This is a genomic window from Paracoccus sp. P2 (assembly GCF_046335115.1).
GTDB lineage: Bacteria > Pseudomonadota > Alphaproteobacteria > Rhodobacterales > Rhodobacteraceae > Paracoccus > Paracoccus pantotrophus.
This window is the reverse complement of record NZ_JBGOSN010000024.1, coordinates 16,151-40,888: the sequence shown is the minus strand read 5'-3', so window position 1 is coordinate 40,888 and position 24,738 is coordinate 16,151. Positions and strand designations below refer to the sequence as shown.

26 protein-coding genes and 2 pseudogenes are annotated in these 24,738 nt (G+C 69.3%); 22 read left to right on the top strand and 6 right to left on the bottom strand.

Annotation, left to right across the window (positions count from 1 at the left end; all coding sequences use genetic code 11):
- Nucleotides 1-6 precede the first annotated feature (6 nt).
- A complete protein-coding gene (ligD, locus tag ACDP63_RS15405) occupies nt 7-909 on the bottom strand; it encodes a non-homologous end-joining DNA ligase (RefSeq protein WP_024845154.1) in 903 nt (300 codons plus the stop codon).
- A 126-nt stretch (nt 910-1,035) separates the two neighbouring features.
- Here ligD and ACDP63_RS15400 point away from each other — a divergent pair, with 126 nt between their 5' ends.
- From ACDP63_RS15400 to ACDP63_RS15345, 12 genes are all read left to right on the top strand, one after another.
- The gene (locus ACDP63_RS15400) at nt 1,036-2,466 is read left to right on the top strand and encodes an alkaline phosphatase D family protein (protein WP_024845155.1); all 1,431 of its coding nucleotides are present in this window, start codon (nt 1,036-1,038) and stop codon (nt 2,464-2,466) included.
- A gap of 103 nt (nt 2,467-2,569) precedes the next feature.
- Entirely contained in the window at nt 2,570-3,271 is a 702-nt protein-coding gene (gene queC / locus ACDP63_RS15395) for a 7-cyano-7-deazaguanine synthase QueC (protein WP_028710438.1), read from the top strand.
- On the top strand, nt 3,271-3,624 hold the full coding sequence (locus ACDP63_RS15390; protein WP_024845157.1) for a 6-pyruvoyl trahydropterin synthase family protein: 354 nt from the start codon (nt 3,271-3,273) through the stop codon (nt 3,622-3,624). The genes queC and ACDP63_RS15390 overlap by 1 nt, the downstream gene beginning before the upstream one ends.
- Entirely contained in the window at nt 3,621-4,328 is a 708-nt protein-coding gene (queE, locus tag ACDP63_RS15385) for a 7-carboxy-7-deazaguanine synthase QueE (RefSeq protein ID WP_024845158.1), read from the top strand. The genes ACDP63_RS15390 and queE overlap by 4 nt, the downstream gene beginning before the upstream one ends.
- Before the next feature lie 15 nt (nt 4,329-4,343).
- Nucleotides 4,344-4,808 (top strand): preQ(1) synthase, encoded by a 465-nt coding sequence (queF, locus tag ACDP63_RS15380; protein ID WP_024845159.1) that lies wholly within the window; start codon nt 4,344-4,346, stop codon nt 4,806-4,808.
- Between the two features lie 146 nt (nt 4,809-4,954).
- Complete coding sequence (locus ACDP63_RS15375; protein WP_024845160.1) at nt 4,955-6,262, top strand: ABC transporter substrate-binding protein; 1,308 nt, start codon at nt 4,955-4,957, stop codon at nt 6,260-6,262.
- Nucleotides 6,263-6,360: 98 nt separating this feature from the next.
- A complete protein-coding gene (locus ACDP63_RS15370) occupies nt 6,361-7,230 on the top strand; it encodes a carbohydrate ABC transporter permease (protein WP_024845161.1) in 870 nt (289 codons plus the stop codon).
- Between the two features lie 5 nt (nt 7,231-7,235).
- Nucleotides 7,236-8,066, top strand: a complete 831-nt coding sequence (locus tag ACDP63_RS15365) for a carbohydrate ABC transporter permease (RefSeq protein ID WP_024845162.1) — start codon at nt 7,236-7,238, stop codon at nt 8,064-8,066.
- A gap of 12 nt (nt 8,067-8,078) precedes the next feature.
- Nucleotides 8,079-9,077 (top strand): ABC transporter ATP-binding protein, encoded by a 999-nt coding sequence (locus tag ACDP63_RS15360; protein WP_024845163.1) that lies wholly within the window; start codon nt 8,079-8,081, stop codon nt 9,075-9,077.
- Between the two features lie 65 nt (nt 9,078-9,142).
- A complete protein-coding gene (locus ACDP63_RS15355) occupies nt 9,143-10,606 on the top strand; it encodes a mannitol dehydrogenase family protein (RefSeq protein WP_409928207.1) in 1,464 nt (487 codons plus the stop codon).
- Nucleotides 10,607-10,612: 6 nt separating this feature from the next.
- A complete protein-coding gene (locus tag ACDP63_RS15350; RefSeq protein WP_231486853.1) occupies nt 10,613-11,266 on the top strand; it encodes an HAD-IA family hydrolase in 654 nt (217 codons plus the stop codon).
- 14 nt (nt 11,267-11,280) lie between these two features.
- Nucleotides 11,281-12,723 carry an FGGY-family carbohydrate kinase gene (locus ACDP63_RS15345; protein WP_024845166.1) on the top strand — a complete coding sequence of 481 codons (1,443 nt, stop codon included), beginning with the start codon at nt 11,281-11,283 and terminating at the stop codon, nt 12,721-12,723.
- A gap of 3 nt (nt 12,724-12,726) precedes the next feature.
- Here ACDP63_RS15345 and ACDP63_RS15340 read toward each other — a convergent pair whose 3' ends face one another.
- Nucleotides 12,727-13,659 (bottom strand): sugar-binding transcriptional regulator, encoded by a 933-nt coding sequence (locus ACDP63_RS15340; protein ID WP_024845167.1) that lies wholly within the window; start codon nt 13,657-13,659, stop codon nt 12,727-12,729.
- Between the two features lie 311 nt (nt 13,660-13,970).
- On the opposite strand from ACDP63_RS15340, the gene ACDP63_RS15335 reads away from it, so the two are divergent.
- From ACDP63_RS15335 to ACDP63_RS15300, 8 genes are all read left to right on the top strand, one after another.
- A complete protein-coding gene (locus tag ACDP63_RS15335) occupies nt 13,971-16,190 on the top strand; it encodes a TonB-dependent receptor family protein (protein ID WP_409928206.1) in 2,220 nt (739 codons plus the stop codon).
- A gap of 2 nt (nt 16,191-16,192) precedes the next feature.
- The gene (locus tag ACDP63_RS15330) at nt 16,193-16,744 is read left to right on the top strand and encodes an RrF2 family transcriptional regulator (RefSeq protein WP_409928205.1); all 552 of its coding nucleotides are present in this window, start codon (nt 16,193-16,195) and stop codon (nt 16,742-16,744) included.
- Between the two features lie 3 nt (nt 16,745-16,747).
- Nucleotides 16,748-17,368 carry a hypothetical protein gene (locus ACDP63_RS15325; protein WP_028710436.1) on the top strand — a complete coding sequence of 207 codons (621 nt, stop codon included), beginning with the start codon at nt 16,748-16,750 and terminating at the stop codon, nt 17,366-17,368.
- Nucleotides 17,365-17,670 carry a DUF1971 domain-containing protein gene (locus ACDP63_RS15320; protein ID WP_024845169.1) on the top strand — a complete coding sequence of 102 codons (306 nt, stop codon included), beginning with the start codon at nt 17,365-17,367 and terminating at the stop codon, nt 17,668-17,670. Before ACDP63_RS15325 ends, ACDP63_RS15320 begins: the two co-directional genes overlap by 4 nt.
- A gap of 105 nt (nt 17,671-17,775) precedes the next feature.
- On the top strand, nt 17,776-18,771 hold the full coding sequence (locus ACDP63_RS15315; protein WP_024845170.1) for an ABC transporter substrate-binding protein: 996 nt from the start codon (nt 17,776-17,778) through the stop codon (nt 18,769-18,771).
- Nucleotides 18,768-19,586: an ABC transporter permease gene (locus ACDP63_RS15310; protein ID WP_051419688.1), complete on the top strand. Its 819-nt coding sequence runs from the start codon at nt 18,768-18,770 to the stop codon at nt 19,584-19,586. Before ACDP63_RS15315 ends, ACDP63_RS15310 begins: the two co-directional genes overlap by 4 nt.
- Nucleotides 19,583-20,332: an ABC transporter ATP-binding protein gene (locus tag ACDP63_RS15305; RefSeq protein WP_024845172.1), complete on the top strand. Its 750-nt coding sequence runs from the start codon at nt 19,583-19,585 to the stop codon at nt 20,330-20,332. The genes ACDP63_RS15310 and ACDP63_RS15305 overlap by 4 nt, the downstream gene beginning before the upstream one ends.
- Nucleotides 20,329-21,498 carry an NnrS family protein gene (locus ACDP63_RS15300; protein WP_024845173.1) on the top strand — a complete coding sequence of 390 codons (1,170 nt, stop codon included), beginning with the start codon at nt 20,329-20,331 and terminating at the stop codon, nt 21,496-21,498. Before ACDP63_RS15305 ends, ACDP63_RS15300 begins: the two co-directional genes overlap by 4 nt.
- A gap of 19 nt (nt 21,499-21,517) precedes the next feature.
- Here ACDP63_RS15300 and ACDP63_RS15295 read toward each other — a convergent pair whose 3' ends face one another.
- Complete coding sequence (locus ACDP63_RS15295) at nt 21,518-22,066, bottom strand: FMN-dependent NADH-azoreductase (RefSeq protein WP_024845174.1); 549 nt, start codon at nt 22,064-22,066, stop codon at nt 21,518-21,520.
- 135 nt (nt 22,067-22,201) lie between these two features.
- On the opposite strand from ACDP63_RS15295, the gene ACDP63_RS15290 reads away from it, so the two are divergent.
- Complete coding sequence (locus tag ACDP63_RS15290; protein WP_028710435.1) at nt 22,202-22,594, top strand: winged helix-turn-helix transcriptional regulator; 393 nt, start codon at nt 22,202-22,204, stop codon at nt 22,592-22,594.
- On the opposite strand, the pseudogene ACDP63_RS15285 reads toward ACDP63_RS15290, so the two are convergent.
- Both ACDP63_RS15285 and ACDP63_RS15280 read right to left on the bottom strand, forming a co-directional pair.
- Nucleotides 22,578-23,004, bottom strand: a pseudogene (locus ACDP63_RS15285) (IS5 family transposase); the annotation flags it as partial. The gene ACDP63_RS15290 and the pseudogene ACDP63_RS15285 sit on opposite strands and share 17 nt — an antisense overlap.
- A 64-nt stretch (nt 23,005-23,068) precedes the next feature.
- Nucleotides 23,069-23,113 (bottom strand): annotated as a pseudogene (locus tag ACDP63_RS15280) (hypothetical protein); the annotation flags it as partial.
- A gap of 48 nt (nt 23,114-23,161) precedes the next feature.
- Between ACDP63_RS15280 and ACDP63_RS15275 the strand changes: the two are divergent.
- On the top strand, nt 23,162-23,521 hold the full coding sequence (locus ACDP63_RS15275; protein ID WP_028710433.1) for a hypothetical protein: 360 nt from the start codon (nt 23,162-23,164) through the stop codon (nt 23,519-23,521).
- A gap of 352 nt (nt 23,522-23,873) precedes the next feature.
- On the opposite strand, the gene ACDP63_RS15270 is transcribed toward ACDP63_RS15275, so the two are convergent.
- Nucleotides 23,874-24,185, bottom strand: coding sequence for an H-NS family nucleoid-associated regulatory protein (locus ACDP63_RS15270; protein WP_024845887.1), 312 nt, complete (start codon nt 24,183-24,185; stop codon nt 23,874-23,876).
- Between the last annotated feature and the right edge of the window lie 553 nt (nt 24,186-24,738).

Genomic DNA, 24,738 nt, shown 5'->3' with positions numbered 1-24,738 from the left:
CGGGGGTCAACCGGTCAGCGCCCTGTCCAGCGCCGCGAAGATCGGCCGGGTCAGGCTTTGCCGCACCCGCCTTATGCCGGCCCAGCCGCGTTCCCGCGCCGCCTGGGTGCCGAAGGCACGGGCGCTGGCGATCCCGGCCAGCTCGTCCCAGCCGACCGGCGCCGCCACCGGGGCGCCGGGCCGGGCGCGCACCGAAAAGGGCGCAACCGCCGTCGAGCCGCGCTCGTTGCGCAGCCAGTCGATGAAGATCCGGCCCTTGCGGCTGGCCTTGGCCAGCTCCACCGTATAGCGGTCCGGTTCGTCCTGCGCGCAAAGCGTCGCAAAGTCGCGGGCGAAACGCTTGAGATCGCCCCAGCCGAGGCTGCGGCGCAGGGGCACGACCAGATGCACGCCCTTGCCGCCGGTCAGCATCGCCCAGGGCTCAAGCCCCAGGTCCAGCAGCCGGCCGCGCAGCGACAGGGCGGCGGCACGCACGGCGTCGAAGCCCAGCCCCTCGTCGGGGTCTAGGTCGAAGACCAGCCGGTCGGGCCGCTCCAGCCGGTCGCGGCGGGCGGGCCAGATGTGGAACTCGACCGTGCCCATCTGCACCGCGGCGACCAGCCCGGCCGCGTCGGCGACATAGGCATAGGCCGCATCCTCGCCGTCGCTTTCGGTGATCCGCATCTGCCGGATCGCCTTGGGAAAGCCCTTGCCGGGATGCTTCTGGAAGAACCGCTCGCCCGCCATCCCGTCGGGCAGGCGCAGCAGCGACAGCGGGCGGTCGGCGGCCTCCTCCAGCATCAGCGGCGCGATCTGCTGGTAATAGCGCGCCAGCCCCGCCTTGGTCAGCCCCGCCTTGCCCGGTCCGGCATCGGCAAAGATCACCCGCTCGGGATGCGAGATGGTCACGCCTTCGATCCGCTCGGTCATCACCGGCTCCTGCGCTGCCTTTGGGGACCAACGCCGGCGGCGGGGTCGCGGTTCGCCGCCGGCCGGATTTGCGCTTGGCCGCGCCGCACCTATATCCCTCGCTGCAATGCGAAAGGGACAGGCAGGATGATGGACGAGGCGCAGCGACCCGGCCGGGCAGGGCCGATCCTGCATTTCCGCGGCATGGCGGGGCAGGGCATCCGGCTGGCGGCCATCGTCATCCGGCCGAAGGACGAACCGGCCCCGCCGCCGATCCGCCTGTCAGAGGCCGAGATCGCGCCGCGCCGCATCGCCCAGATCGCCGGCATCGCCGTCTGGCGGCACGATTTCACCCTGACCCCGGCGGATGGCGGCTATGAATTCGAGGGCACCTTTCACGCGGTCGCGACGGATCTGTCGGGCGACCTGCGCCTGGCCTTCGTTTCCTGCAACGGCGAGGAGAACGGCGATCTGGACCGCGACGGCGCCGAGCGCAACCTGATGTGGAGGCGGCTGGCGCGCGACCATGCCCGCGCGCCCTTTGCGCTGCTGCTGCAGGGCGGCGACCAGATCTATGCCGACGAGGCGACGCAGGGCCACCCGCTGAGCCGGGACTGGCCCGACAAGGTGCCCGAGGTGGACGACCCCGCGCAGCTTGCCGATCTGGCGGAACACCTGCGCCGCCGCTTCGTCGCGCGCTATCTGCATGTCTTGCAGGCGCCGGGCTATGCCGCGATGGCGGCGCAGGTGCCGGCGCTGTCGGTCTGGGACGACCATGACATTTGCGACGGCTGGGGCTCGCTGCCGGAACAGCGCAGCCGCTCGGCCGTGGGCCGGACCCTGTTCGGCGTGGCGCGCGAGACCTACCTGCTGTTCCAGCACGGTGCGGCGGAAGGCGACATTCCCGAGCTGTTCCTGGATGCCTCGGGCGAAAGCCTCGGCTGGAAGCGCGAACTGCCCGGCCTGACCATCGCCGCGCCCGACCTGCGGTCCGAGCGCCACCGCCACCGCATCATGGGGCCCGCGGGCTGGCAAGCGGTCGAGGCGCTGGCGCCGCAGGGCGAACATGTGTTCCTGGTCTCCAGCGTCCCGCTGCTGGGTCCGCGCCTGTCGCTCCTGGAGCGGGTGATGATGGCGATTCCGCGCATGCAGCATTACGAGGACGACCTGCGCGACCAGTGGCAAAGCCGGGTGCATCGTGCCGAATGGCGGCGCTTGCTGGCCGAGGTGCTGAAATGGCGCGCCCGTGCCCATGTCACCGCGCTGTCGGGCGAGATCCACCTGGCGACCCGCGCCGTGATGGGGCCGGATGCGCAGAAGGTGCATCAGCTGGTCGCCTCGGGCATTTCGCATCGCGCGCCGCCGCAGGCCTATGCCCGCGCGCTGGGGCTGTTCGCCGGCTTGGGCGAGGCGCCCTTGCCCGGCCACCCGATCCGCATCCACCCGCTGCCCGGCCAGCGCCACCGCTACGTGGCGCAGCGGAACTACCTGATCCTAGCCCGCCAGGACGGGCGCTGGCAGGCGGTCTGGCACCTGGAGGAGAGCGGCGAAACCCCGGCGCTGGATCTGTCCGACTGACGGGACGGGAAGGGACGGGCGGTTGCGCCGCCGGCCAAAGCCCGCTATGTCGGGCGCCCATACCGGTCGCAGCCTACCCGGTCATCAAAACAAGGGTCACATGATGAAGACGACAGTTGTCTGCTCGGGCGGACTCGATTCCGTATCGCTGGCGCATATGATCGCGGCGCAGGGCGGGCTTTCGCGCCTGATTTCCTTCGACTACGGCCAGCGCCACCGCAAGGAGCTGGATTTCGCCGCCGCCGCCGCCCGGCGGCTGGGCGTGCCGCATCACGTCATCGACATGCGCGGGGCGGGGGCGGTGCTGACCGGCTCGGCCCTGACCGGCGGCGCCGAGGTGCCGGACGGGCATTATGCCGAGGAGACCATGCGCATCACCGTGGTCCCGAACCGCAACGCCATCATGCTGACCGTGGCCTTCGGCATGGCGGCGGCGATGGGCGACCGGGCGGTGGCGACCGCCGTGCATGGCGGCGATCATTTCATCTATCCCGATTGCCGCCCCGCCTTCACCGAGGCCTTCCAGCACATGCAGGACGCGGCGCTGGACGGCTATGCGCAGGTGCGGCTGCTGACCCCCTTCGTGCATCGGAGCAAGGCCGATATCGTGACCGAGGGCGCCCGCCACGGCACGCCCTTTGCCGAGACCTGGTCCTGCTACAAGGGCGGCACCCTGCATTGCGGCCGCTGCGGCACCTGCGTCGAGCGGCGCGAGGCCTTCCACCTGGCCGGCATCCCCGACCCGACCGCCTATGAGGACGCGGATTTCTGGCGGCAGGCCATCGCGGAACGGGGGCGGGCCTGATGTTCCGCATCGCGAAGGAGTTCCATTTCTCGGCCTCGCACCAGCTGGCGCATCTGCCGCCGGATCACCAATGCGCCCGGCTGCACGGGCACAATTATGTCGTCGTGGTGGAACTGGCCGCGGCCGAGCTGAATGCCGACGGCTTCGTGCGCGACTATCACGAGCTTGCGCCGCTGAAGCATTATATCGACACGCATTTCGACCATCGCCACCTGAACGACGTGCTGGACGGCCCCTCGACCGCCGAGAACATGGCGCGGCATTTCCACGACTGGTGCAAGGCGCGCTGGCCCGAGACGGTGGCGGTCCGGGTGTCCGAGACGCCCAAGACCTGGGCCGAGTATCGGCCATGACCCTGCGCATTGCCGAAATCTTCGGCCCGACCATCCAGGGCGAGGGCGCGCTGATCGGCGAGCCCACGGTCTTTGTGCGCGCCGGCGGCTGCGACTACCGCTGCCTCTGGTGCGACAGCCTGCACGCGGTGGACAGCCGCCACCGCCACGAATGGCGGCCGATGAGCGCCGAGGCGATCTGGGCCGATGTGCGGCGCCTGTCCGGCGGCCAGCCGCTGACCGTCTCGCTGTCCGGCGGCAATCCGGCGATCCAGGATTTCGCCCCGCTGATCGCGCTGGGACGCGCCGCAGGCTACCGCTTCGCCTGCGAGACGCAGGGCTCGGTCGCGCAGCCCTGGTTCGCGGACCTGTCTACGCTGGTGCTGTCGCCGAAACCGCCCTCCAGCGGGCAGGTGGTCGATTGGGACGCCTTCGACCGCTGCCTCAAGGCCGGCGAGGGTGCCGGCCAGCGGGTGCTGAAGATCGTGATCTTCGACCGGCGCGACCTGGACTGGGCGCGCGCGGTCGCCGACCGCCATCCCGGCCTGCCGCTTTACCTGCAACCCGGCAATCCCGAGACCGATCCCGCCCAGCCGGTCGATCCGCAGGCCTTGGCCGACCGGCTGCTCTGGCTGGTCGAGAACACGGTCGGCCGTGGCTGGCTGAAACCGCGCATCCTGCCGCAGCTGCATGTCCTGATCTGGGGCAACCGGCGCGGCGTCTGACATTCGGAGAGAAGCATGACCGAGACGATCTACAGCGGCCTCAAGCAGCTGGGCGGCGCCACCCGGCTGCCCGAAAGCCCCGACAAGGCCGAGCTGGAGCGGGTGCAGAACCCGCAGGCCGACGTGTCCTACAACGTGCGCTTTACCGCGCCCGAGTTCACCTCGCTCTGCCCGATGACCGGGCAGCCGGATTTCGCGCATCTGGTCATCGACTATGTGCCCGGAGACTGGCTGGTCGAATCGAAATCGCTGAAGCTTTACCTTGGAAGCTTCCGGAATCACGGCGCTTTCCACGAAGACTGCACCGTCTCGATCGGCCGGCGGCTGGCGGGGTTTCTAGCGCCGCGCTGGCTGCGCATCGGCGGCTACTGGTATCCGCGCGGCGGCATGCCCATCGACGTGTTCTGGCAGACCGGACCCGTGCCCGAGGCGGTCTGGATCCCCGACCAGGGCGTGCCGCCCTATCGCGGCCGCGGCTGAACCCCGCCCATCCCTGCAAGAAACTATCGGTCGGCGCGGTCCCGGAGTATCGGGCCGCGCCGATTTCGCTTGACAGCCCGGCGGCGAGTATGTGAGCATTTGCCCATCACATTAGCAAATGCTGATCCGCAGGGGAGGACAATCGAATGAGCATGATGCTGCGCGGCCTGATGGGGGCTTGCGCCATGACGGCACTGGCGGCGCCCGCCTTGGCCGAGACGCTGACCATCGCCACCGTGAACAACGGCGACATGATCCGCATGCAGAAGATGACCAAGCCGTTCACCGACGCGAACCCGGACATCCAGCTGGAATGGGTGACGCTGGAAGAGAACGTGCTGCGCCAGCGCGTCACCACCGACATCGCCACCAAGGGCGGGCAATACGACATCGTGACCGTCGGCAATTACGAGGTGCCGATCTGGGCCAAGCAAGGCTGGCTGACGCCGCTCGAGGACATGGGCGAGGATTACGACGCCGCCGACATCCTGCCGCCCATCGCCGAGGGGCTGTCGCTGGACGGCAAGCTTTATGCCGCGCCCTTCTACGGCGAATCCGCGATGATCATGTATCGCACCGACCTGATGGAGAAGGCCGGGCTGGAAATGCCCGAGCGCCCGACCTGGGACTTCGTCTATGACGCGGCGCGCAAGATGACCGACAAATCGGCCGAGGTCTATGGCATCTGCCTGCGCGGCAAGGCCGGCTGGGGCGAGAACATGGCCTTCCTGACCTCGATGGGCGCAAGCTACGGCGCGCCCTGGTTCGACATGGAATGGAAGCCGCAATTCTCGGGCGAGGCCTGGAAGAAGGCGCTGACCGATTACGTCGCGATCATGAACGAGGCCGGCCCGCCCGGCGCCTCGTCGAACGGCTTCAACGAGAACCTGGCGCTGTTCCAGATCGGCAAATGCGGCATGTGGATCGACGCCACCGTGGCGGCCAGCTTCGTGTCGAACCCCAAGGATTCGACCGTGGCCGACAAGGTCGGCTATGCGCTGGCCCCCGAGGGCGAGAAGCCGCAGATGTGGCTCTGGGCCTGGACGCTGGCGATCCCGTCCTCGACCGATGCGCCGGATGCGGCCAAGAAGTTCGTCGCCTGGGCGACCTCGAAAGCCTATACCGAACAGGTCGCGGCCGCCGAGGGCTGGGCGAACGTGCCGCCCGGCACCCGGACCTCGCTTTACGAAAATCCGGCCTATCTTGAGGCCGCGCCCTTCGCCAAGCCGACGCTCGACAGCATCATGTCGGCCGATCTTGCGAACCCGACCACCGTGGAAGTGCCCTATATCGGCACGCAATGGGTGGGCATCCCCGAGTTCCAGGCGCTTGGCACCGCGGTCGGCCAGCAATTCTCGGCCGCGCTGGCCGGGCAGGCCAGCGTCGAGCAGGCGTTGCAGATGGCCCAGCAGATCGCCGAGCGCGAAATGGCCCGGGCCGGCTATCCGAAGTGACCGCCGATCCGGCCTGACGGCCGCGAACCGGGCGGGGGGCGGCAAGCCCGGCCCCTGCCGCAATCCGAACCCTCATCGCTCGCGTGGGAGGCGCGCCGATGGCTACCCGACATCAGAAAACACTCGCGCGCCTGATGGTCGCGCCCTCGGTCCTGCTGCTGCTGGGCTGGATGATCGTGCCGCTGGCCATGACGCTGTGGTTCAGCTTCCAGAGCTACAACCTGCTCTCGCCCGGCATGGAACGCTTCATCGGCTGGGCCAATTACCAGTATTTCCTGTCCGATCCCGCCTTCTGGACCGCGATGCAGAACACGCTGCTGCTGGTCGGGGGCGTGCTGGTCATCACCGTGGGGGGCGGCATCCTGCTGGCCCTGCTGCTGGACCAGCCGATGTTCGGGCAGGGCGTGGTGCGCATCCTGGTGATCGCGCCCTTCTTCATCATGCCCACCGTCTCGGCGCTGGTGTGGAAGAACATGTTCATGAACCCGGTGAACGGGCTTTTCGCCTGGCTCGCCAAGGCGGTGGGCGCGCAGCCCATCGACTTCCTGGCGCAATATCCGCTGATGTCGATCATCCTGATCGTCGCCTGGCAATGGCTGCCCTTCGCCACGCTGATCCTGCTGACCGCGCTGCAATCGCTCGACAGCGAGCAGATGGAGGCGGCCGAGATGGACGGCGCCGGTGCTTGGGCCAAATTCACCCACCTGATCCTGCCGCACCTGTCGCGCGCCATCACCGTGGTGATCCTGATCGAGACCATCTTCCTGCTTTCGGTCTTCGCCGAGATCCTGGTCACCACCAATGGCGGGCCGGGCTACCAGTCCACCAACCTGACCTATCTGGTCTTTTCGCAGGCGCTGCTGCAGTTCGACGTGGGCGGCGCATCCGCCGGGGGCATCATCGCCGTCATCCTTGCCAATATCGTCGCGATCTTCCTGATGCGGATGATCGGCAAGACGCTGGAGTAAGAACCATGGCCCGCAAGATTTCCGATACCCGCCGCTGGGGCTTCACCATCCTGGCCTGGGGCGTGGCGCTGCTGATCTTCTTTCCGATCCTGTGGACGATCCTGACCAGCTTCAAGTCCGAGGCCGACGCCATAGCATCCCCGCCGAAATTCCTGTTCTTCGACTGGACGACCCAGAACTATGCCGAGGTGCAGTCCCGCTCGCCCTATTTCCGGCATTTCATGAACTCGGTCATCATCTCGGTCGGCTCGACGCTCTTGGGCCTCTTGATCGCCATCCCGGCCGCCTGGTCAATGGCCTTCCAGCCGGCCAAGCGCACCAAGGATCTGCTGATGTGGATGCTGTCGACCAAGATGATGCCGGCCGCGGGCGTGCTGATCCCGATGTATCTGCTGTTCCGGTCCTGGGGCCTTCTGGATACGCGGCTGGGCATCACCGTCGTCCTGATGCTGATCAACCTGCCGATCATCACCTGGATGCTCTATACCTATTTCCGCGAGATTCCCTCCGAGATCCTCGAGGCGGCGCGGATGGACGGGGCGAGCCTCAAGAACGAGATCCTGCACGTGCTGACGCCGATGGCGGTGCCCGGCATCGCCTCGACCCTGCTTCTGAACGTCATCCTGGCCTGGAACGAGGCGTTCTGGACGCTGAACCTGACCACGTCCAAGGCGGCACCGCTGACGACCTTCATCGCCAGCTATTCCAGTCCCGAAGGGCTTTTCTACGCGAAACTCTCGGCGGCGAGCACCATGGCCATCGCCCCGATCCTGATCCTTGGCTGGTTCAGCCAGAAGCAACTCGTGCGCGGCCTGACCTTCGGCGCGGTGAAATGAAAGGGGGGAATGATGGGTAGCATCACGCTTCAACAGGTCCGCAAGAGCTTTGGCGAGGTCGAGGTCATTCCGGGCGTCGATCTGGAGATCCACGACGGCGAATTCGTGGTCTTCGTCGGCCCCTCGGGCTGCGGCAAGTCCACGCTCCTGCGCCTGATCGCGGGGCTCGAGGATGTGACCTCGGGCCGGATCGTCATCGACGGGCGGGACGTGACCCAGGCGCCGCCCTCGCAGCGCAAGCTGGCCATGGTGTTCCAGTCCTATGCGCTTTACCCGCATATGTCGGTCAGGAAGAACATCGCCTTTCCGCTGAAGATGGCGGGCATGGCGGCGGATGAGCAGGAGCGGCGCGTCCAGCACGCCGCCGGCATCCTGAACCTGACCGATTACCTGGACCGCCGTCCCGGCCAGCTGTCGGGCGGCCAGCGCCAGCGCGTCGCGATCGGCCGCGCCATCGTGCGCGAGCCCTCGGCCTTCCTGTTCGACGAGCCCTTGTCGAACCTCGACGCGGCCTTGCGGGTGAACATGCGGGTCGAGATTTCCGAGCTGCACAAGAAGCTGGCGACGACCATGGTCTATGTCACCCATGACCAGGTCGAGGCGATGACCATGGCCGACAAGATCGTCGTGCTGCGCGCCGGCCGGGTCGAGCAGGTGGGTTCGCCGCTCGAGCTTTACCGCAAGCCCGCGAACCGCTTCGTTGCCGGTTTCATCGGCAGCCCGAACATGAATTTCATCGAGGGCGAGGCGGCCGCCGCCATGGGGGCCCATGCCATCGGCGTGCGCCCCGAGCATTTCACCATGTCCACCACCGGCGGCCAGTTCGCCGGCACGGTGGGCGTGGCCGAGCATCTGGGCTCGGACACCTTCCTGCATGTCGAGCTGGACGGCGGCACCCCCATCGTCGCGCGGGCGGCGGGCGAGTTCCCGGTGGATCACGGCGACCGCATCTGGCTGACCCCGCAGGACGGCCGGGTCTATCGCTTCGACCAGAACGGCCTTGCGCTTTGACGGCAGCCGCGTCGGGGTCGCTGCCGCGGCCCCGTCTTTACAGATCAGAACCGGGATGAATTCGGATGGACAGGCTTTCCAACCAGACCCTCGACCGCCTCGGCCAGCCGGTGCCGGGCTATAACCGCGCCGCCCTGCGCCCCGGCATCCTGCATTTCGGCGTCGGCAATTTCTTCCGTGCCCATCAGGCCGCCTATCTGGACCGGCTGATGAACATGGGGCTGGCGCAGGATTTCGCCATCATCGGCGCCGGCGTCATGCCGGGCGATGCGCGGATGCGCGACACGCTGGCGGCGCAGGACTATCTCTATACGCTGGTCGAGCAATCGGCCGACCGCTCGGACGCCCGCGTGCTGGGGCCGATCATGGACTATATCGCGCCGGGCGATCACGGGCGGGTCATCGCCGCGCTGGCCGATCCGGCGATCCGCATCGTGGCGCTGACCATCACCGAGGGCGGCTACTTCATCGATGCCGCCACCGGGCATTTCGACCCGGCCCATCCCGCCATCGCGGCGGACGCGCAAAACCCCGACGCGCCGCGGACCGTGTTCGGCCTGATCGTCGCGGGGCTGAAGGCGCGGCGGGCGGCGGGCCATGCGCCCTTCACCGTCATGTGCTGCGACAACATCCCGCATAACGGCAAGGTCACCTGCGAGGCGGTGGCCGAAACCGCGCGGCTCTCGGACCCGGAGCTGGCCGACTGGATCACGGCGAATGTCGCCTTCCCGAACGCCATGGTGGACCGCATCACCCCCGCCACCAGCGACCGCGAACGCCGCATGGTGCGCGAGGATTTCGGCATCCATGACGACGCCCCGGTCTTCTGCGAGGATTTCATCCAATGGGTGCTCGAAGATAACTTCCCCGCCGGCCGCCCGCCGCTTGAGAAGGCCGGCGTCGAATTCGTCGCCGACGTGACGCCCTGGGAACTGATGAAGATCCGCATCCTCAACGGCGGCCATGCGGTGATCGCCTATCCGGCCGGGCTGCTGGACATCCATTTCGTGCATGAGGCGATGGCCGACGCCCAGGTCCGCGCCTTCCTGGGAAAGGTCGAGGCGGACGAGATCATCCCCGCCGTGCCGCCGGTGCCCGGCACCGACCTGCAGGCCTATTTCGCCAAGGTGGCCGAACGCTGCGCCAATCCCAAGATCGGCGACACGGTGCGCAGGCTTTGCCTCGACGGTTCGAACCGGCAGCCGAAATTCATCGTGCCGACCATCGCCCACCGGCGGGAGCGCGGCCTGCCCGTGGACGGGCTGGCGCTGGAATCGGCGCTGTGGTGCCGCTATTGCGCCGGCACCAGCGACAGCGGCGCGGTGATCGAGCCGAACGATCCGAACTGGGACCACCTGACGCAGGTGGCGCAGGCGGCCCGGACCGATCCCTCGGCCTGGCTGGACATGGCCGAGATCTATGGCGCGACCGGCCGCGATCCGCGCTTTGCCGAACCCTTCGCGCGCTGGCTGGCCATGCTGTGGGACAGGGGCACGCGCGCGACGCTCGACGCCTATCTCAAGGGCTAGGCGGTGGTGCGCGGGCTGATCTTCGACTGCGACGGGGTGCTGGTGGATTCCGAACCCCTCGCCGTGGCCGAGATCGAGGCGCTGCTGCAAAGGCTGGGCGCGCCGATCGCCCGCGCCCGCATCTATGACGAGTTCCTTGGCCGTTCGTTTTCGACCATCGTCGAGGCGGCAGAGGGGCAGGGCGTCGATCTGCGCCCTGCCGTGCCCGGCTATGCCGAGGCGCTGGCCCTGCGCTTTCGCCGCGAATTGCGCCCGGTGCCGGGCATGGCCGAGGCGCTGGCGCAACTGTCCGGGCCGCGCGCCGTGGCCTCCTCCAGCGCGCCCGAGCGGTTGCGGCTGTCCTTGTCGCTGACCGGGCTGGCACCGCTCTTCGGGCCGCATGTCTATTCCGCGACGCAGGTGGCGCGCGGCAAGCCCGCGCCCGACCTGTTCCTGTTCGCCGCCCGGCACCTGGGCATCGCACCGGCCGATTGCGTGGTGATCGAGGACAGCCCGGCCGGCCTGCGCGCCGCCCGCGCGGCAGGCATGCGGGTGATCGGCTTTCTGGGCGGCAGCCATGCCGCACCCGCCCGGCTGGCCGACAAGCTGGCGGCGCTGGCTCCCGATGCGCTGATTGACCACGCGCGGGATTTGCCCAAGACTTTGGCCGGACTGGGCTAGGGAAGGGAATCGGCGTGCTGATCGGGGCCGTGGATGTGGGCTCGGCCCGCGCGCGAGCGGGGATTTTCACCCCCGAAGGCCGGCTGGTCGCCCGCGCGAGCCGGGGGTTCGCCACCATTCCGGGCCCCGACCGGCAGGCCATGCACGATTTCGCCGAGATCTGGCAGGCCGTGGCCGAGGCGCTGGCCGAGGCGCTGCGGCAGGCCGGCGCCGATCCCGCGCAGGTCGGGGCGCTGGCCTTTGACGCCACCTGCTCGCTGGTGGTCGAAGCGCCGGGCTTTGCCCCCGACGTGATCGCCTGGCACGACCACCGCGCCGTGGCCGAGGCGGCGGAACTCAGCCGCATCCCGCATGAGATCGTCACGCGGGCCGGGGGCTCGGTCTCGCCCGAGATGCAGACGCCGAAGCTGATGTGGCTGCGCCGCCACCGGCCCGAGGTCTGGGCGGCGCTGCAAGGGGTGCGCGACCTTTGCGACCACCTGGCCTTTCGCGCCACCGGGACCGAGGCGCGTTCGCTTTGCGCGGCGGCGGCGAAATGGCCCTGGCTGCCCGACCGCGGCGGCTGGCAGCGGGACTTGCTGGAACGGGCGGGGATCGCCGATTTCCCGCGCCCCGGCCCGGTCCTGCCGCCCGGCGCGCGTATCGGGCCGCTGTCGCCGCGGGGTGCGGCGGAACTGGGGCTGGAGCCCGGCACGCTGGTCGCCGCCGGGCTGATCGACGCCTTTGCCGGGGCGCTTGGCGCGGCGCCGGACATGCCGGCGCTGATCGCCGGCACCTCGAATTGCGTCATGGCGACGGGGCTGGCGCCGCGCGCGGCGCTTTGGGGGCCCTATCCCGGCGCCATCCTGCCCGGCGAAAGCGTCAGCGAGGGCGGCCAGTCCGCGACCGGCGCGTTGCTGGAGCGGGTGCGCGGGCTTTTCCCGCAGCCGGCCAGCCACGACGAGATCCTGGCCCGCATCGCCGCCAATCCCGAGCCTGCGCCCGACCTGCATGTCCTGCCCGACATCAAGGGCAGCCGCACGCCCTTTGCCGATCCGCTGCTGCGCGGCGTGATCCACGGCCTGACGCTGGAGCGCAGCGCGCAGGCGCTGGACGCGCTTTACTGGCGCGCGGCGGTCGGCATCGCGCTGGGAACGCGGCAGGTCATCGCGCATATGGGGCTGGCGCCCGCTGCGCTGGCCATGGCCGGGGGGCAGGCGCGCTCGGCCCTGCTGCGCCAGCTTTATGCCGATGCGACAGGGGCCGAGATCCACTGGCAGCCGCAGGACGCGGTGCTGCGCGGCACCGCCATCGCCGCCGCCGCGCCGCTGCTGGGCGGGATCCGCGCGGCGCGGGCGCGCTTTGCCCGGCCGGCCGAGGTGACCCGCCCCGAGCCCGCCGCCCGCGCCCGGCGCGAGCGGGACTGGCGCATCTTCCTGCGCATGCAGCAGCAGCGCGCCGAGATCGCCGCGATGTAGGGGTCAGTCGGCCAGCAGCGCCGCGCCGGTCGCGGCATCGGTGATCAGCCCGCTGATCAGACCGCCGCGCAGCGCGCCGCGGATCGCCGGCACCTTTTCGGCGCCATGGGCGGCGCCGATCACCAGCGTCGTCTCGCGCGGCGGGACCGGGGCCGAAGCCACGCGGTCGTTGCTGAGCCCCGCCACCAGTGCGCCCCGCGCGTCATAGGCCCAGCCGGTGATCTCGCCCACCGCGCCGGCCGCGACCAGCGCGTCCAGGTCGGGCTGCGACAGGAAGCCGTCCAGCATCAGCGGCGCGCCCGCGCCCACCGTGCCGATGCCGACAAAGGCCACCGCGGCCTCGGCCGACATGCGGATCAGCCGCTCGATGCTGGGCTGGCTGTTGACCGCCTGCCGCTCGCGCACGCTGGGGGCGATGACCGGCAGCGGCAGGGGAAAGCTGCGCGCCGTCACCAGGTCCGACAGCGTGAACAGCACGTTGTAATAGGCGGTCGAGCCGTCCGGCGCGATATTGCCGGTCAGCGAGACGATGCGGTGCTGCGGGCAGTCGATATGCGGCAATTGCGCGATGGCGCTGCGCAGGGTGCGCCCGGTGCCGATCGCCATGGTCATCGGCTCGGCCCGGCGCAGCCATTGCTCGATCACATCGGCCAGCATCAGCGCCACCCCGGCCTCGGGCGCATCCGAAGGGGCGATCTGGCAGAACGCCAGCCCGTACTTGCGCTGCAATCCTGCGGCCAGGTCCATGCAATGGGCAAAGGGATGGTCGATGCGGATCTTGACGATGCCCTCGGCCATGGCCTGCGCCACCAGGCGCTGCGCGGTCTGGCGCGAGATGCCCATGATCCCCGCGATCTCGTCCTGGGTCTTGCCCGCGACATAGGAAAGCCACGCCGCCTTGGCCGCTTGCTCCAGTTTCCGGCCCTGGTTCGACATGGGTTGGCTTTTCCGTCTTTCGCGCGTGTTCGGGGTGTTTTTTGCCGTCCCTGTGTAGCTTGCCGGCAACCCGGCTGTCCAGCGCGCCGCCCGCGGCGGCAGGCTGCGGCAAAAGCGACCTGTCTAAAATATGACCTTCACATTCATGTTTTGCTGACCTATGCAGGCGGGGTCATTCCGGCGTGCCCGCAGCCCATGCCCGCCGCCGCTATGCCGCATCGCAAGCCCTGTGCCAGCCGTTTCATTGCCACCCTCGCGCCGCACATCGCCGCCGGCGCTGTCCCTTGCGGGAAGATGAAGGACGTGCCGACATGGACGCTGACGACAAAACGAAACCCCTTGCGCGAATGATCCCGGTCTTGTCCGGGCTGGCGGCCGGGCTGTCCTTGCAGGCGGGGGCGGCGCTGGCGCAATCGGCCGCGCCCGGCGCGGTGATCGTGCTGGACGAGATCGAGATCCGCGCCGACACCACCGCCCGCCGGTTCGAGGCGACGCCCGGTGCGGTGACGCTGATCGACCGCAGCGAGCCCGTGGGCGAGGCCGCGCCGACGCTGGCCGACACGCTGTCCGAGGTGCCCGGCGTCGTGGTGCAGGAGTTCTTCGGCGGCAACGACCAGCCGCGCATCCAGATCCGCGGCGCGGGCCTGCAGCAGAACCCGGCCGAGCGCGGCTTGCTGATCCTTCAGGACGGCATGCCGGTGAACCGCGCCGACGGCTCCTATGTCGTGGGCCTTGCCGCGCCGGGCCAGGCCGAGAGCATCGAGGTGTTTCGCGGCGCCGCGGCCAATCGCATCGGCGCCAACGTGCTGGGCGGCGCGATCAACTTCGCCTCGCCCTCGGGCGTAACGGCGCCGGGGCTGCGGCTCAGATTCGGCGGCGGCAGTTTCGGGCGGGGCGAGGTCGCGGGCAGCTATGGCATCGACGGCGAGCGGGCCGATGTGCTGCTGCGCTTCGAACATGCGCAGAAGGACGGCTATCGCGACCATAACGGCTCGCGCCGCAGCGGCATCGGCGGCAATGTCACCCTGCAGACCGGCGAGGCGGTGACGCGGTTGTTCTTCAGCCATACCGACCTGGAATTCGACGTGGCCGGGCCTCTGACCTGGGATGCGGTCCGGAACGATCCCGAAAGCAACCATGCCGGCCCGGTGATCGTCGGCGGCACGCCGGTGGGGCCGGGGCCGAACGTGCCGCGCGACCGGCCGCGGCGCGACACCCGGCAGACCCTGGCCGGCGCCCGCACGACGCTGGAGCGCGGCGCGGACATCTATGATTTCGGCCTGAGCCTGTCGCGGACCGACGACAGTTTCGCCTTTCCGATCTCATCCGGGTTCCGCGATACCGAGGGCAGCGACGCCACGCTGACCGCGCGCTACAGCCGGATGGGCGAAGGGGAGTTGCCGCTGTTCGAGACCGGGCTGACCTGGTCCTTCGGCAAGGCCGACCGCGATTATTTCCACAACCTGGGCGGCGCGCGCGGCCCGGCCTTCGGCCGCAACCGGCTGACGGCCGATACCCTGTCGATCTTTGCCGGGGGGAACCTGCCCTTGGGCGGGTTCACCCTGTCGCCCTCGATCGCCTTCAACCATGCCAGCCGCGAAAGCGAGGATCGCTGGGGGGCGGCGACCCGGCCGACGGTGGGCTACAGCCCGATGAATCCCGGCATGCGCCTGCCCGATGGCGCGGTGCCGGCGGTCTCGACCAGCTACGACCGCAGCTATAGCGGCTTCACCCCGGCGCTGGCCCTGTCCTGGACCCCGGTCGAGGGGCAGTTTGCCTGGATTTCGCTGGCGCGCGGCTTCGAGCCGCCGACCCATGACGACCTGCTGGGGACGGTTGGCGGCACGCCGAACAGCGGGCCGGGCCGGCCGAACCCTGCCGATCCCGCGGCGCCTGCGGCCATGTTCGCGACGCCGGACCTGGAGGCGCAGACCTCGACCACGCTGGAGCTGGGCTGGCGCGGGACATGGCAGCGCCTGTCCTGGGACGCGACCCTCTATCACGCGCGGCTGAAGAACGAACTGCTGTCGCTGCGCGACGTGACCGGCGCCACGCTGGCCTCGGTCAATGCCGGGCGGACACGGCACAGCGGGGTCGAGCTTGGCCTGTCGGGGGCGCTGACGGAAACGCTGGCGGCGCGGCTGGCCTGGACCTGGCAGGATTTCCGCTTCGACGACGATCCCCTGCGCGGCGACAACCGCATCGCCGGCGCGCCGCGCAACGTCATCTCGCTGGTGCTGGACTGGCGCCCGGTCGAACGGCTGGTGCTGACCGGCAAGCTGCATTGGGTGCCGGGCCGGACGCCGGTGGACAACATGAACACGGTCTTCAACGATTCCTATGCGCTGCTGGACCTGGGGGCCGAATATGCGCTGACGCCGAACGCCGCGGTCCATGTCCAAGTCACCAACCTGACCGACGAACGCTATGCCGCCTCGACGCTGGTCGTGGATCAGGCCATGGCCGGACAGGCGGCCTTCATCCCCGGCGAGGGACGCGCCTTCTACCTGGGCACGCGGCTGCGGTTCTGACCATGCCCGCCGCCGCCTTCCTTTCCGCGCCGCCGTCCCGCCTGTCCCTGTGCCCCCAGACCGCGCCGCGCCGCGCCCTGGCGGGCGCCATTGACCGCCTGGCGCGGGCCGTGCTTTTGTGCGGGCGGATCGAGGAAGCCCCCCGCATGCGACTGACCAGCTTTTCGGATTACGCCCTGCGCCTGCTGATCTATGCGGCGCGGCATCCCGACCGGCTGATCACCATCGAGGAGGCGGCCTTGGCCTATGACATCTCGCGCAGCCACCTGACCAAGGTGGCGAACGTGCTGACGCGGGCGGGGTTCCTGAACTCGGTCCGCGGCCGCTCGGGCGGGCTGGAGCTGGGCCGCAACCCGGCCGCGCTGTCCCTGGGCGAGGTGCTGCGCGTGACCGAGCCGGACATGGCCGCCGCCGAATGCTTTGGCCCCGAGGAGATCCGCGCCCCGAACCGGCCCGGCGCGCTGGACGCGGCGATCCGCGATGCGCTGGCCGCCTTCCTGCAGGTGATGGACCACCGCACGCTGGCCGACCTGCTGGCCGAGGAACAGGAGTGAGCCATGGTTTTTCCCGCCTTCTTCGACGATGCGCCGGCGATCCGGCTCCGCGATCCCCTGGCGGGTTTCCTGGGCTCGGCCGAGGACGGGGTGATGACCTATCGCTATGTCGATGCGGTGCGGCTTTGCGGCCATTCCTGCCCGGTGGTCGCCGGGGCCTGGCTGATGGTGCTGGCCGGGCTGGAATGGCTTTACGGCGACGACCTGCCCGAGCGCGGCGGCATCGAGGTGCATATGCGGGAGGGCGTCGGGCAGGGCACGACCGGCGTTGTCGCCTCGGTCGCGACGCTGGTCACGGGTGCCGCGGCCGAGGGCGGCTTTCACGGCATCGGCGCGGGGCAGCTGTTCGCGCGCCGCGGGCTCTTGCGCTTCGAGGCGCCGATCGACGGGGTCATGGCGCTGCGCCGGCGCGACAATGGCGAGGGGGTGGTGGTGGACATCGACACCGGCCATGTGCCGCATGATCCCGCCATGGCCGGGCTGATGCCGCGCGCGGTCGCGGGGCGGGCCGATCCGGCCGAACTGGCCCGCTTCGCGGCGCTGTTCCAGGACCGGGTGCGGCGGATGCTGGCGGCGGCCGACGACCCCAAGCTGATCCATCTCTACGACTGGCCCGCGTCATGAGCCGCCCGGCCTGGCCCGGTGACGCCGCGCCCTATCGGCGCACGCCGGAATTCACCGAAACCACCGTGCCCAAGGGCCTGTTGCGTGCCCATGCGACCCGGCCCGGCACCTGGGCGCGGCTGCATGTGCTGGAGGGCCGGCTGGTCTTTCGCGACCTGGTCGGCGGCACCGAGATGCTGCTGGGGCCGGGCATCCATCCGCTGATCCATCCCGAGCGGCTGCACGAGGTCGCGGCCGCGGGCCCGGTGCGGTTTTTCGTCGAGTTCTGCGCCCGGCCGGGGGATTGCCCGGCGCCGACCTGATCTAAGTCAAGGCAGCCCGATCCCGGCCGCCTATGCTATCGCCAATCCCGCGCCAGCCCTCCGCCAGCGATCCCCGTTCATCTTGCGCCTGCCAGGAGGGCAGACATGTCCCCAATCCCTCGCCATCCCTCGCGCCGCGCCCTGCTTGCCGGGGCGGGCGCGCTTGCCGCCGCGCTGGCGGCGCCCGCCGTCCTGCGCGCAGCACCCCTGGCGCGCCTGGCGCTGTTCGGCCCCCCCGCCGGGCCCAGCATCACCCTGGCCCATGCCGTCGCCAGCGGCGCGCTGAAGGATCTGTCGGCCGAGGTATCGCTGACCGTATGGCGCAGCCCGGACGAGTTGCGCGCCGGCCTGACCTCGGGGACCATCGACCTGTCGGTGGTGCCGGTGCAGGTCGCGGCGAACCTTTACAACCGCGGCATGGGGCTGCGGCTGGTCAACACCATGACCGACGGGCTGCTGTTCATCGTGGCGCAATCCGGCGCGGTCGCGGATCTGGCCGGGCTGGAGGGCAGGCGCCTGGCCGTGCCCTTTGTCAACGACACGCCCGATTTCGTGTTGCGCGCGCTGCTGGCGCGGCAGGGCATCGCCGATAAGGTGGACCTGCTGCCCGTCGGCAGCCCCATCGAGGCGGCGCAGATGCTTCTGGCCGGCCAGATCGAGGCGGCGCTGCTCAGCGAGCCGGCCTCCAGCGTCGCGATCATGCGCGGCAGGGCGGCGGGCAAGGCTTTCGCGCGGGTGATCGACCTGCAAGAGGAATGGGGCAGGCAGGGCGATGTCGGCCCGCTGCTGCCGCAGGCCGGGCTGGCCGCGACCGACGCCTTCATGGCCGGCGGCGCCGAGCTGCTGGCGCCGTTGCAGGCCGCGCTGGCGCGGGCCAATGCCGAGGTGCTGGCCGATCCGGTGCGGGCCGCGACCGAAGCCGCCGGCGCCCTGGACATGCCCGCCCCGATCCTGGCGCTGTCGGTGCCGCATTCCCGGCTGGCCGTGCGCCCGGCCGGCGAGGCGCGCCCGGCCATCGAGGCGATCCTGTCGCTGATGGCGGAAACCGATGCCGCGATCATCGGCGGCAAGCTGCCCGACGACGGGTTCTATCTGCTGTGAGCCTGCTTTCGGCCTGTCTGGACCGGCTGGCGCGGCTGGGCCGGTTCCTGTGGTCGGCCTGGGCCGGGCTGGCGGGCCTGGCGCTGATCGGCGCGCTGTGGCAGGCCGGGCACGAGGCCTATGGCGATTTCATCCTGACCGCGCCGCTGGACACGCTGGCCGCCGCGGCGCGGCTGTTGCGCGAGGGCAGGGCGCAGGAACTGCTGGCGCTGACCACCGCCCGCGCGCTGGCCGGTTTCGGGCTTTGCACGCTGATCGGCACGCTTTTCGGGGTGGTGGCGGGCTATTCCCCGGCTACGCTGCGGCTGTCGCGGCCGATCCTGACCCTGCTTCTGGGCGTGCCGCCGATCGCCTGGATCGTGCTGGCGATGATCTGGTTCGGTCCCTCCGACCTGACCGTAGCGGTGACGATCCTGATCTCGGCGACGCCGGTGGTCTTCGTCGGCGCGGTCGAGGGCGTGGTGACGCGCGACCGCGGCCTGGACGACATGGCGCGGGTCGTTGGCGCCGGCCCGCTGCGGCGCTTCCTGTTCGTCTCGGCCCGGCAGATTTCGGCGCAGCTGTTCCCGGCGCTGATCCTGGCGCTCGGCTCGGCCTTCAAGGTCGCGATCATGGCCGAGTTGCTGGCCAATGCCGGCGGCATCGGCGGCGCGCTGGCGCGGGCGCGGGCCATGCTGGACATCGCCGAGGCGCTGGCCTGGGTCAGCCTGGCCGTCGCCGCGCTGATCGCGGTCGAATATGTGCTGATCCGCCCGGTCCGGGCCGAGCTGGAACGCTGGCGCGAGGCCGCCGCGCCCTGGGGCGTCAAGCGATGAGCCTGCTGGAACTGAACCGCATCGGCCATGCCTTTTTCGGCCGCACCGTGCTGGAGGGCATCACGCTGGGCGTTGCCCGGCAAGAGATCGTGGCGCTGGTCGGGCCGTCGGGCTCGGGCAAGTCCACGCTTGCGCATATCGCCGCCGGGCTGGTCGAGCCGCGCGAGGGGCGCATCGCGCGCAACTACCTGCGCCACGCGATGATCTTCCAGGAGCCGCGGCTGATGCCCTGGGCGACGGCGGCCGGCAATATCGGCTTTCCGTTGCGCCTGTCGCGCGCGCCGCGCCGGATGCGGCGGCAGATGATCGCCGATGCTGCCCTGCGCGCCGGCCTGCTGCCCGAGGATCTGGGGAAATACCCGTCCGAGCTTTCGGGCGGCATGCGCCAGCGCGCCGCCATCGCCCGCGCCCTGGTGACGGACCCGGATTTCATCTATTTCGACGAGCCCTTCACCGCGCTGGACGTGGCGCTGAAGCGGCGGATGCAGGATCTGGTGATCGAGGCCGCCGCCTCGGCGCGCTTTGCCGCGCTGTTCATCACCCATGACCTGCTGGAGGCGATCCGCATCAGCCACCGCATCCTGGTGCTGGACGCCGGCGGGCGCGGCATCGCGGGCGAGCGCCTGCCGCCCGGCAGTCCCGGAACCCGCGACGAGGCGGCGATCTTTGCCCTGCGCCAGCATTACCTGACCGCCGACCCGCTGTTTGCGCATATCCACGACATAGACGAACGGCTGCGCCCATGAAGCCCTCTTTGCATCGCGTGCTGGCCGACGAAGGCTTCCGGCTGTTCTTTCCGCTTGCGGCGCTGCATGCGGCGCTGTGGCCGCTGCTCTGGGTGGCGCTCTGGTCCTTCGACCTGCCCTTTGCGCGGCAGATCCCGCCCGGGATCTGGCATGCGAACGAGATGATCTTTGGCGCCTGGGGCGCGGCGCTGCTGGGCTTTCTGACCACCGCCGCGCCGGAATGGACCGACACGCCGCGCCTGCGCGGGCGGCCGCTTTGGGTGCTGGCGGGGCTTTGGGGCCTGGCGCGGATCGCCGGGCTCCTGGGGGCGGATGCGTTGATCCTGCCGGCGACGGCGGCGGAGCTGGCCTGGCTGGTGCTGCTGCTGGCCTATTTCCTGAAAGTCTCGCTGGAGCAGCGCAGCACCCGGCTGCTCAGCTTTGCCGGCTGGCTTTTCGCTCTGACGCTGGCCGGGCTGATGGCGCGCATGGCCATGCTGGCGGGGCAGGCGGAACCGGCGGCGGAATGGCTGCGCATCGCGGGGCTGGTGTTTCTGGGGCTGCTTTCCCTGGCGCTGGCGCGCATCACCGTGCCGGTGACGAATATCGTGCTGGATCCCAGCGAAAGCACCTCGCCCTTCCGGCCGCATCCGGGGCGGCTGAACCTGTCGGCCGGGCTGGTGGCGCTGGCGCTGATCGGGCAGGTCGCGGGCCTGTCGCCGGCGGTTGCGGGCTTTCTTTGGATCGCTGCCGGCGCCGCCTTCATGGACCGGATGGCCGAGGGCTTTGTCGGTCCCGAGGCGTTTCGCGCCGAGATCATGGTGTTGATGGCGGCGGCGGGATTTTCCGGGGCGGGTCTGCTGGGGCTGGGCGCCGCAGCCCTGGGCGCACCCTGGGCCGAGGCCGGGCCGTTGCACCTGGCGCTGATGGGGGGCTTGGGCCTGGGCGTGCTGGCGGTGCTGGCGATCGCCGGGCGGTTCCATACCGGGCAGGGGCTGGGCCTGAACTGGCAGACCCGCGCGGCCTTCGTGCTGGCCGGCGCGGCGGTACTGCTGCGCGCCCTGCCCGAGATGGGGCTGATGCCCTGGCCGCCCGGCCCGCTGCATCTGCTCGCGGCGCTGTTCTGGGCGGCGGCCTTCCTGCTGTGGCTGGCCGATTACTGGCCGGCGATACGCCGCCTGCCCTAAGGGGCGGGCGGCGCAGCCTTCAGGCGGCAAGCATCCGGGTCTGGCCAAGCGCCTGGTCAATGGCAGCCTGGCGCTGATCGGGGCCGATGCTGACGCCATCAGCCATCACGAATTCGGCCTCGATGCCGATGAAGGCAAAGACCGAGCGCAGGTAGCTTTCCAGATGCTCCAGCGCCACCCGCGCGTCGTCGCTGTAAAAGCCGCCGCGCGCCAGGGCGACGATCACCCGCTTGCCGCCGGCCAGCCCCTCCGGCCCCTCGGCGGTATAGCGGAAGGTCTTGCCGGCCACGACGATGCGGTCGATCCAGGCCTTGAGCTGGCTCGGCAGGGTGAAGTTGTACATCGGCGCCCCGATCACCACCGTCTCGGCGGCCAGGAACTCGTCCAGGACCGATGTGTCGGCCAGCGCATCCAGCGTCAGATGCGGCAGCGGCGCGACAGCAAGGTCGCGGCGGATGACGGGGGTGCCGGGCCGGGCCTCGGCGAGCCGGTCGATGATCGCCTGGCTGACGATGCGGCTGACGCTGTTGTCGCCGGTGATGCTGCTGTCGATATGCAGGATGGTCACTTTTGCCTCCTAGGTATGGAATTTATACTGAGGCTGCTTAGATAACCATCGGCAAGACCCCCGCAAGAAGGCACAATCCTGTGCCGCAGTTACATGGCTGTGACCCGGTCACGGCCAGGAACCCGGAGAAACCAGATGCATGACCCCAACAGTTTCGGCTGCCGCGCCTTTGCCGCCGTCCTGCAGCGGATCGGCGACAAATGGAGCCTGCTGATCGTTTCGGTCCTGGCCGAGGGGCCCAGGCGGTTCAGCGAATTGCGCCGCGAGATCCCCAGCATTTCCCAGCGCATGCTGACGCTGACCCTGCGCGGGCTGGAGCGCGACGGGCTGGTGTCGCGCACGGTGACGCCCAGCATTCCGCCGCGCGTGGATTACGAATTGACCGAGCTTGGCCGCTCGCTGCGCAAGCCGGTCTGCGCGCTGGCGGAATGGGCGATGGCGAATATCGGCGCGATCCATGATGCCCAGGCCCGTTTCGACCGGGCGAGCGAAAGGGCGCTACGGCCAGGTCTCACAACCAATAGATGACGGTCGCGGCGAGGGCGCAGGCCGAGAGAAACAGGATGGGGCGGCGATCGTAGCGGGTTGCGATCCGACGCCAGTCCTTGAGACGTGCGAAGATGATTTCGATCCGGCGGCGCAGGCGATAGAGGCTGGCGTCGTGCGGGATCGGGGCTTTCCGGCCGATGCGGGAGGGGATGGATGGCGCAATGCCTCTTTCGATCAGGGCATTGCGAAACCAGTCGGCATCGTAGCCGCGGTCTGCGAGCAGCGCCCCGGCCTGCAGGATCTGCGAGAGCGGCGCCCTTGCGCCGATGTAGCCGGAGGCCTGGCCAGCCGACAGAAGCATCCGGATCGGGCGACCCCTGGCATCGGCCAGGACGCGCAGCTTCGAAGCTCAGCCCGCCTCTGGTGCACCCGATCAGCCGTCCGCGCCCCCTTTGAACTGCAAGGCCCGACGGCCCGGGATCTGCGAAAGCGTGCCGGGATGTCAATCGTGCTGAGAAAGGCAAGTGATGTCACCGGCCCAACACCAGGGATCGACATCAGGCGCAGGCAGACGGTGTCGTCCCTGACAATATCCATCACCTTGCGGTGCAGCTGGGAGAAGGCCTCCCGGACCTTCCGTCTTGCGGCCGGCAAGACGCTGAACACCTCTTCCAGGTCCGGCAGGGCCTCGATGAGATCCTTCACTCGCGCTTCAAACCGTCCCGCATCAACAGTGCCCACCTTGAGGCCAAAGTTGCGCAACAGGGCGCGGTGCTTCTGGCTGGCTACGGTCTTCACATGCAACGGGCGATACAGATTGACACGCATCATCTGGGCGATCCCGCGCGCGTCGTTGCGGTCGATCTTGTCCACCTGCGCCTTGAGGAAAGCCTTGGCGTGGCGCGTCTCGATGCAGATCGCCGGAAGGCCGGCCTTGGCCAGGCCCTCGGACAGCCATTGGGATAACGGGCCCGCTTCCGGCCCGACCCTCTCAAGCCGGGCACCCACGCCATTCAAGGCGCGAGAGATGTCCTCCGGGTGGCTAAGGACTTTGAACTCCCGACAGATCCGGCCACCTCGTCGAGGATGCAGATCGCGGTCTCTTTTACCGATACATCCAGTCCGGCATTGTAGCTTCGTGCTGCGCTTCCTTCCCTGATGCTGGTGGCTGCTTCTCACAGACCACGCTCTACCATCGGCCCGAAGCGCAGCACCTCATGACGAGCGGGAAGGGAGGTGGGGCGCCAGCCGAATACCCCATCTGACCCGAGTCGGGCAAAAGTTTTGGCTCGATCCGCCAGACAGGTGGGAGTGCCGTTCAGATGGCGAAATCGTCCAGCGTCTTGCCGGCGGCCAATCCTTCGGCGATCCAGCGCGGTTTGCGGCCGCGCCCGCTCCAGGTCAGATCGGGATTCTCGGGGTGGACATATTTCGGCGCGGCCGCGGGACGCTGCGCTGCCGTCTCGATCAATTGCGACAGGGAAAAGCCGAATTGTTTCGCGGCCTCCTCGGCCTTGGCGCGGGCTTCGGCCTTGCGGCGAGCTTCGAAACTGGCAATCGCCTTTTCGACATCCTTGCGCAGCTGTTTCAGCTCGGCCAGCGACAGGGCATTCGGATCAAATTCGGTCATTTGCAGTTCCTTTGATATGGCGATTGGCGCCTTGCGGCATTCGTGCCGGAAACGGCGGCCGGCGAAGGCACCGCGCGGATCGTCCGAAAATAGCTGCCAGCCGGTCGGTATATCAAGATCCAGCCTCGCGCTTTTTCGACCGGCCCCTTGGCGCCATCGGGTATTTCACGCCCTTCGCAAATCGCGGCTGCGGCTTATGCGTTCACGCGATCTTAATCCCGGCAATTGTCCAATTTTGCTTTGGCCGGGCTGCTGGCGGCGCATTGTCATTCCGCACCTTTGCCTGGTTTCTTTTGTGCCGGCATGCGGGCATATCCGCGATCATGCGGCCGGTCATGCGATCCCGATCGGCCTGATCCGGAAAGCGCGGCGCTTGACCTTTCCGGCCGCACGCCTGGAAAATCGCCTTGCATTCATGCCTCGCGTGGGTCATCGGCGACAAGCCAGGCGGGAGGCCCCGCGCCGCGTTGATGGTTCGGCTTTCGCCGGCATATGATCCATGTCAAGGTGCGGCCGCGGCGGCCGGGGCCATATGTCGAAAATAGGGAGGCAG

Excerpts from the sequence above, each read along its gene's own strand:
- ligD (WP_024845154.1), bottom strand. The coding sequence starts at position 909 with ATGACCGAGCGGATCGAAGGCGTGACCATCTCGCATCCCGAGCGGGTG.
- ACDP63_RS15400 (WP_024845155.1), top strand. The coding sequence starts at position 1,036 with ATGATGGACGAGGCGCAGCGACCCGGCCGGGCAGGGCCGATCCTGCAT.
- queC (WP_028710438.1), top strand. The coding sequence starts at position 2,570 with ATGAAGACGACAGTTGTCTGCTCGGGCGGACTCGATTCCGTATCGCTG.
- ACDP63_RS15390 (WP_024845157.1), top strand. The coding sequence starts at position 3,271 with ATGTTCCGCATCGCGAAGGAGTTCCATTTCTCGGCCTCGCACCAGCTG.
- queE (WP_024845158.1), top strand. The coding sequence starts at position 3,621 with ATGACCCTGCGCATTGCCGAAATCTTCGGCCCGACCATCCAGGGCGAG.
- queF (WP_024845159.1), top strand. The coding sequence starts at position 4,344 with ATGACCGAGACGATCTACAGCGGCCTCAAGCAGCTGGGCGGCGCCACC.
- ACDP63_RS15375 (WP_024845160.1), top strand. The coding sequence starts at position 4,955 with ATGAGCATGATGCTGCGCGGCCTGATGGGGGCTTGCGCCATGACGGCA.
- ACDP63_RS15370 (WP_024845161.1), top strand. The coding sequence starts at position 6,361 with ATGGCTACCCGACATCAGAAAACACTCGCGCGCCTGATGGTCGCGCCC.
- ACDP63_RS15365 (WP_024845162.1), top strand. The coding sequence starts at position 7,236 with ATGGCCCGCAAGATTTCCGATACCCGCCGCTGGGGCTTCACCATCCTG.
- ACDP63_RS15360 (WP_024845163.1), top strand. The coding sequence starts at position 8,079 with ATGGGTAGCATCACGCTTCAACAGGTCCGCAAGAGCTTTGGCGAGGTC.
- ACDP63_RS15355 (WP_409928207.1), top strand. The coding sequence starts at position 9,143 with ATGGACAGGCTTTCCAACCAGACCCTCGACCGCCTCGGCCAGCCGGTG.
- ACDP63_RS15340 (WP_024845167.1), bottom strand. The coding sequence starts at position 13,659 with ATGTCGAACCAGGGCCGGAAACTGGAGCAAGCGGCCAAGGCGGCGTGG.
- ACDP63_RS15335 (WP_409928206.1), top strand. The coding sequence starts at position 13,971 with ATGGACGCTGACGACAAAACGAAACCCCTTGCGCGAATGATCCCGGTC.
- ACDP63_RS15330 (WP_409928205.1), top strand. The coding sequence starts at position 16,193 with ATGCCCGCCGCCGCCTTCCTTTCCGCGCCGCCGTCCCGCCTGTCCCTG.
- ACDP63_RS15325 (WP_028710436.1), top strand. The coding sequence starts at position 16,748 with ATGGTTTTTCCCGCCTTCTTCGACGATGCGCCGGCGATCCGGCTCCGC.
- ACDP63_RS15320 (WP_024845169.1), top strand. The coding sequence starts at position 17,365 with ATGAGCCGCCCGGCCTGGCCCGGTGACGCCGCGCCCTATCGGCGCACG.
- ACDP63_RS15315 (WP_024845170.1), top strand. The coding sequence starts at position 17,776 with ATGTCCCCAATCCCTCGCCATCCCTCGCGCCGCGCCCTGCTTGCCGGG.
- ACDP63_RS15305 (WP_024845172.1), top strand. The coding sequence starts at position 19,583 with ATGAGCCTGCTGGAACTGAACCGCATCGGCCATGCCTTTTTCGGCCGC.
- ACDP63_RS15300 (WP_024845173.1), top strand. The coding sequence starts at position 20,329 with ATGAAGCCCTCTTTGCATCGCGTGCTGGCCGACGAAGGCTTCCGGCTG.
- ACDP63_RS15290 (WP_028710435.1), top strand. The coding sequence starts at position 22,202 with ATGCATGACCCCAACAGTTTCGGCTGCCGCGCCTTTGCCGCCGTCCTG.
- ACDP63_RS15270 (WP_024845887.1), bottom strand. The coding sequence starts at position 24,185 with ATGACCGAATTTGATCCGAATGCCCTGTCGCTGGCCGAGCTGAAACAG.